The sequence below is a fragment of the Moorena sp. SIO2C4 genome (genome assembly GCF_010672485.1).
GTDB classification, from domain to species: Bacteria; Cyanobacteriota; Cyanobacteriia; order Cyanobacteriales; family Coleofasciculaceae; genus Moorena; species Moorena producens.
The window spans coordinates 1-4,376 of record NZ_JAAHGN010000630.1; the positions used below are offsets into that span (position 1 = coordinate 1).

Here is a 4,376-nt window from a genome sequence, read left to right on the forward strand (position 1 = left end):
CACCCCAGGAGGAGGAATAAAACCATGGGTTATGACTGGTTAGGTCCGGCCATGTTTGGCGGTGCCTTGGTATTACTTTCCATCGGCTACCCGGTGGCCTTCTCCCTAGGTGGGGTGGCAATTTTGTTTGCCATCGTGGGAGTGAGTTTGGGTATCTTTGACCCGATATTCCTGACCGCTATGCCCCAGCGGATTTTCGGCATCATGGGCAACTACACTCTCCTAGCAGTGCCCTACTTTATTTTTATGGGTTCGATGCTAGAAAAATCTGGCATTGCTGAGCAGCTGTTGGAAACCATGGGCATTCTGTTTGGACGGCTGCGAGGGGGATTGGCCTTAGCGGTGGTGATTGTGGGGGCGTTGCTGGCGGCATCTACTGGAGTCGTTGCCGCAACAGTAGTAGCCATGGGACTGATTTCCCTACCAATAATGTTGCGCTACGGTTATAATAAAGAACTAGCCACTGGCGTAATCGTGGCATCCGGGACATTAGGACAGATTATCCCCCCTAGTGTAGTCCTAGTAGTATTAGCAGATCAGTTAGGAATTTCCGTAGGAGACCTGTTTATCGGTTCCGTGATTCCTGGTTTAATGATGGCTGGGGCGTTTGCCATTCATGTGATCATTGTAGCATGGCTCAAGCCAGACGCAGCACCAGCCCTACCCCTAGAAGTCCGAAATATCAGTGGAAAAGCCTTGGGAAAGCGGGTGATCCAATCAATGGTACCGCCATTATTGTTAATTCTATTAGTATTGGGCAGTATCTTTTTTGGGATTGCCACTCCAACGGAAGCAGGGGCTGTGGGTTGCCTGGGCGCAATAGTATTGGCTGGTGTGAATGGTCAGTTGAATTTGGCATCCCTGCGACAGAGCTCTGATGCCACGATGCGGATTACCAGCATGGTGATATTTATATTGCTGGGTTCAACAGCATTTAGTTTAGTGTTTCGTGGCTTGAATGGCGATCGCGTCATGGAAGCGATGCTGTTAAACCTTCCCGGCGGTTACATTGGCTTCCTAATAGTCAGTATGTTAACGATTTTCCTACTAGGCTTCTTTATAGACTTTTTTGAGATTGCCTTTATTGTAGTACCGCTGTTTGCTCCAGTCGCCCAACAGCTTAACCTTGATTTGGTCTGGTACGGGGTAATTATCGGAGCCAATCTCCAAGCCTCATTTCTGACACCACCCTTTGGCTTTGCTCTGTTTTATTTACGGGGTGTCGCCCCACCAGAAGTGAAAACCATGGAAATTTACCGAGGTGCGATTCCCTTTATCCTGTTGCAACTGCTGGTGTTAGTGTTGATTATTGCCTTTCCTGGTATAGTCAGTTTCTTGCCATCATTGAGTACTTGATATCAAGTGGTGCGTTACGGGGCGGGCTGTTCCAATACTGGCGCTCGGTCTTGAACATCAGGCCAAGCCCGCCCCTAACACACCCTACGCAACTTGATTTGACAATCTAGGTTAATGGGAGTCGGGAGTCGGGAGTCGGGAGTCGGGAGTCGGGAGTCGGGAGGAGTAGTTCATGTAGGGTGGGCAGTGCAGCAGACAGATCATGAAGCTTGCAAACCGCGTTGGTAGGCACTGCCCACCCTACGATTAATCACAATGGTGCTCAGGGTCAGTGATAACATTTAGTAATGTAAAGGAAAATTAACTTAATTTAAACGGATACTGTGAAATCCAATCTATCACTGCCCCATCACAATACCTTCAAAGGGTCCCAGTTACCGACTATCGTGACCGATAGCTTCACGGTTTTGTGGGGGGACTGGCTAAAGTTACGGGTGCGAGTCACGCAAGTCGTTGCTAGTGGGCTAATCTCCCCACTGATCTACATATTGGCATTTGGTCTCGGTCTAGGGAGTACCTTAGATCGGACAATGGTTCCCCCAGTTGGTGAATCCTATTTAGAATTTATTCTGCCAGGAATGGTGGCGCTGTCGTCTATGACCATTAGCTTTGCTGGCACCACCTTTTCCATTTGCGGTGATCGGCTATACACGAAAACCTTTGAGGAAACCTTGTTGATGCCAGTCCATCCCTTAGCCTTGCATGTCGGCAAAATGATGGCGGGGATTTTGCGGGGATTAATGACATCTGCTTCAGTAATTTTGGTAGCAGTGCTGTTTACTGGGAAAGTATGGAGTTTTCTCAATCCCTTATTTTTCTTGTTGCTAGTGCTTAATTGTGCTGTGTTTGCCGGTTTAGGGGTGATAGTGGGATTGAATGTCAAATCCTTGGAAATGGTTGGTCTTTTCAACAACTTCTTAATTGTGCCGATGTCCTTCCTAGGTGGGACGTTTTTTGACCCAGCTACCTTACCTACAGCCCTAAAAGTTATTGTCTATCTATTGCCTCTAAGTTATACCAGCACTGGACTCCGGGCTGCTGCTTACTTACCTGTGTCTGAGTTTCCCTGGTATGCGATACCGATTCTGCTGGGGTTTGCGATCGCACTTTCTCTATTTGGTGCTCACCAATTTGCTCACCAGCAAGACTGATTAGGCACACTTACACGCTTACAGTAGGTATTAAGCGTTAACGACTAACCACTATTAACCTAAGACCTAACACCTGAAGAACGGGATGAGTGTAATGGTAATGTGACCGTAAAGGCTGTACCAACTCCCACTTCACTCTCTACACAAATCTCACCACCGTGGAGGTTAACACATTTTTTGACAATTGCTAATCCTAGTCCGGTACCAGAGATAGTACCAACATTACTACTGCGCTGAAAAGCCTCAAATAACCGTTCTTGGTCTTCTGGGGGGATGCCAATTCCGGAATCTTGGATCCGGAACATGGTACTATGATCACTCATGATCAGATCAAATTGGATATCACCCCCATCCGGTGAATACTTAATCCCATTGGAGAGCAAATTAGACAGAATTTGCCGCAATAGTTTTTCATCTAGATCAGCTTTTTCAAACCAACCCTGATTAATACAGCAGGAGGTTTCCTTTGAATTATTTGTACAGTTAAAGTTAATAGTCAACCCAGTATTAGCTGTTAGTTTAAATTCTTCGACAATTTCCTTACAGAAGGCTACCACATCTATAGGTAATGGTTTGAATTCCAATTTTCCTGCCTCAGCTTTACTGAATAGCAGTACATCACTCACTAACTTAGTCAGATGTTGAACCGTGGTTTGAATCCGCTGAAAATGACGTCGCTTTTTTTCGGAAGACCATTTATGACTATAATGTTCTAGTAATTCTGTCGAAGAGAGGATGGTGGCTAGTGGGGTGCGATATTCATGAGAAACGACAGAAACAATCCGAGATTTGAGGTCATTGAGTTCTTTTTCTTTATTCAACGCCTGACGAAGTTCTTCTTCCAAGCACTTCCGACTGGCAATTTCCCGTTGCAGGTACTGATTTTTTTGCCTTAATTCATCAGTTTGTTCCGCAACGCGATGCTCTAATTCTTCATTGAGTCGTTGCAATTGCTCCTCACTTTGTCGAAGCTGCTTCATAGTATTGGCTCGCTCAATAGCATAGCGAATGGTGCGGATCAGCAATTCACTATCAATTTTGCCCTTGACTAAATAATCTTGTGCTCCTTTTCGTAAAGCTTCTAGGGCGGTCACTCTATCATTAAGACCCGTTAACACCACAATGGGTAAATCCGGTACTACCTCGTGGGTTTTTGTGACTGTAATCAATCCCTGTTTATCCGGTAACGATAGGTCTAACAAGATTATATCAAAATGATGTTTACTGAGAGAATCAATAGCATCTTGTAACTTTTCTACCTGCACCAGTGACCACTGAATCTCTTGGGCATCAGTTAAAATGATTTGGAGAAGATCCGCATCAGCTGGGTTATCTTCTACTAGGAGTATTTTCAGGGAATTGGTGTCCATATTTATTGATATGATGGCAGTCTAACAAGGTCTAACCAAAATTCTTCAATCTGCTTCACCATCGACAGAAAATTTTCCCAATCAATGGGTTTACAAATGTAGCAGTTAGCTTTTAGCCTGTAAGTATTGATAATATCTTGCTGAGAGTCAGATGTGGTTAATATAATAATTGGTATCGTACTTATCTGGGGGTCTTCCTTGATTTCTTGGAGAACCTCGCGACCATCTTTTTTAGGTAAATTCAGATCCAGAAAAATTAAATGTGGACGTGGGGCTTCCTGATATTTTCCCTGCTGACGGAGGAATGCGATCGCTTTAGCACCATCATCAACCCAATGAAAGTTACTAGATAGGTTGCTATCACATAATGCCTCTAAAATGAGTTCGGCATCACTCGACGAATCTTCTACCAGCAGAATATCAATTGGTTGAGTATTTGTGATAATATTCATGATGCCAGTTCCTGAAATTTCTAGATAATGTTTAAATCCTGGTGATG

General features: G+C 44.7%; 5 protein-coding genes. 2 read left to right on the top strand and 3 right to left on the bottom strand.

The features are described 5' to 3' along the window. Positions 1–24 precede the first annotated feature (24 nt). Positions 25–1,356: a TRAP transporter large permease gene (locus F6K20_RS25945; RefSeq protein WP_287296566.1), complete on the top strand. Its 1,332-nt coding sequence runs from the start codon at positions 25–27 to the stop codon at positions 1,354–1,356. 106 nt (positions 1,357–1,462) lie between these two features. Here the strand turns inward: F6K20_RS25945 and F6K20_RS25950 are convergent, their stop codons facing one another. Then, the gene (locus tag F6K20_RS25950; RefSeq protein ID WP_287267286.1) at positions 1,463–1,588 is read right to left on the bottom strand and encodes a hypothetical protein; all 126 of its coding nucleotides are present in this window, start codon (positions 1,586–1,588) and stop codon (positions 1,463–1,465) included. Between the two features lie 91 nt (positions 1,589–1,679). On the opposite strand from F6K20_RS25950, the gene F6K20_RS25955 reads away from it, so the two are divergent. Continuing rightward, on the top strand, positions 1,680–2,507 hold the full coding sequence (locus tag F6K20_RS25955) for an ABC transporter permease (protein ID WP_287249193.1): 828 nt from the start codon (positions 1,680–1,682) through the stop codon (positions 2,505–2,507). Positions 2,508–2,566: 59 nt separating this feature from the next. Here the strand turns inward: F6K20_RS25955 and F6K20_RS25960 are convergent, their stop codons facing one another. Together F6K20_RS25960 and F6K20_RS25965 are read right to left on the bottom strand one after the other, a co-directional pair. Then, complete coding sequence (locus F6K20_RS25960; protein WP_287249190.1) at positions 2,567–3,877, bottom strand: hybrid sensor histidine kinase/response regulator; 1,311 nt, start codon at positions 3,875–3,877, stop codon at positions 2,567–2,569. A gap of 2 nt (positions 3,878–3,879) precedes the next feature. Next, the coding region (locus F6K20_RS25965; RefSeq protein WP_353736831.1) for a response regulator at positions 3,880–4,376 on the bottom strand (497 nt) is incomplete at its 5' end.

Bases quoted from the DNA above. Each gene is read 5' to 3' on its own strand.
- F6K20_RS25960 (WP_287249190.1), bottom strand. From the start codon at position 3,877: ATGGACACCAATTCCCTGAAAATACTCCTAGTAGAAGATAACCCAGCT.
- F6K20_RS25945 (WP_287296566.1), top strand. From the start codon at position 25: ATGGGTTATGACTGGTTAGGTCCGGCCATGTTTGGCGGTGCCTTGGTA.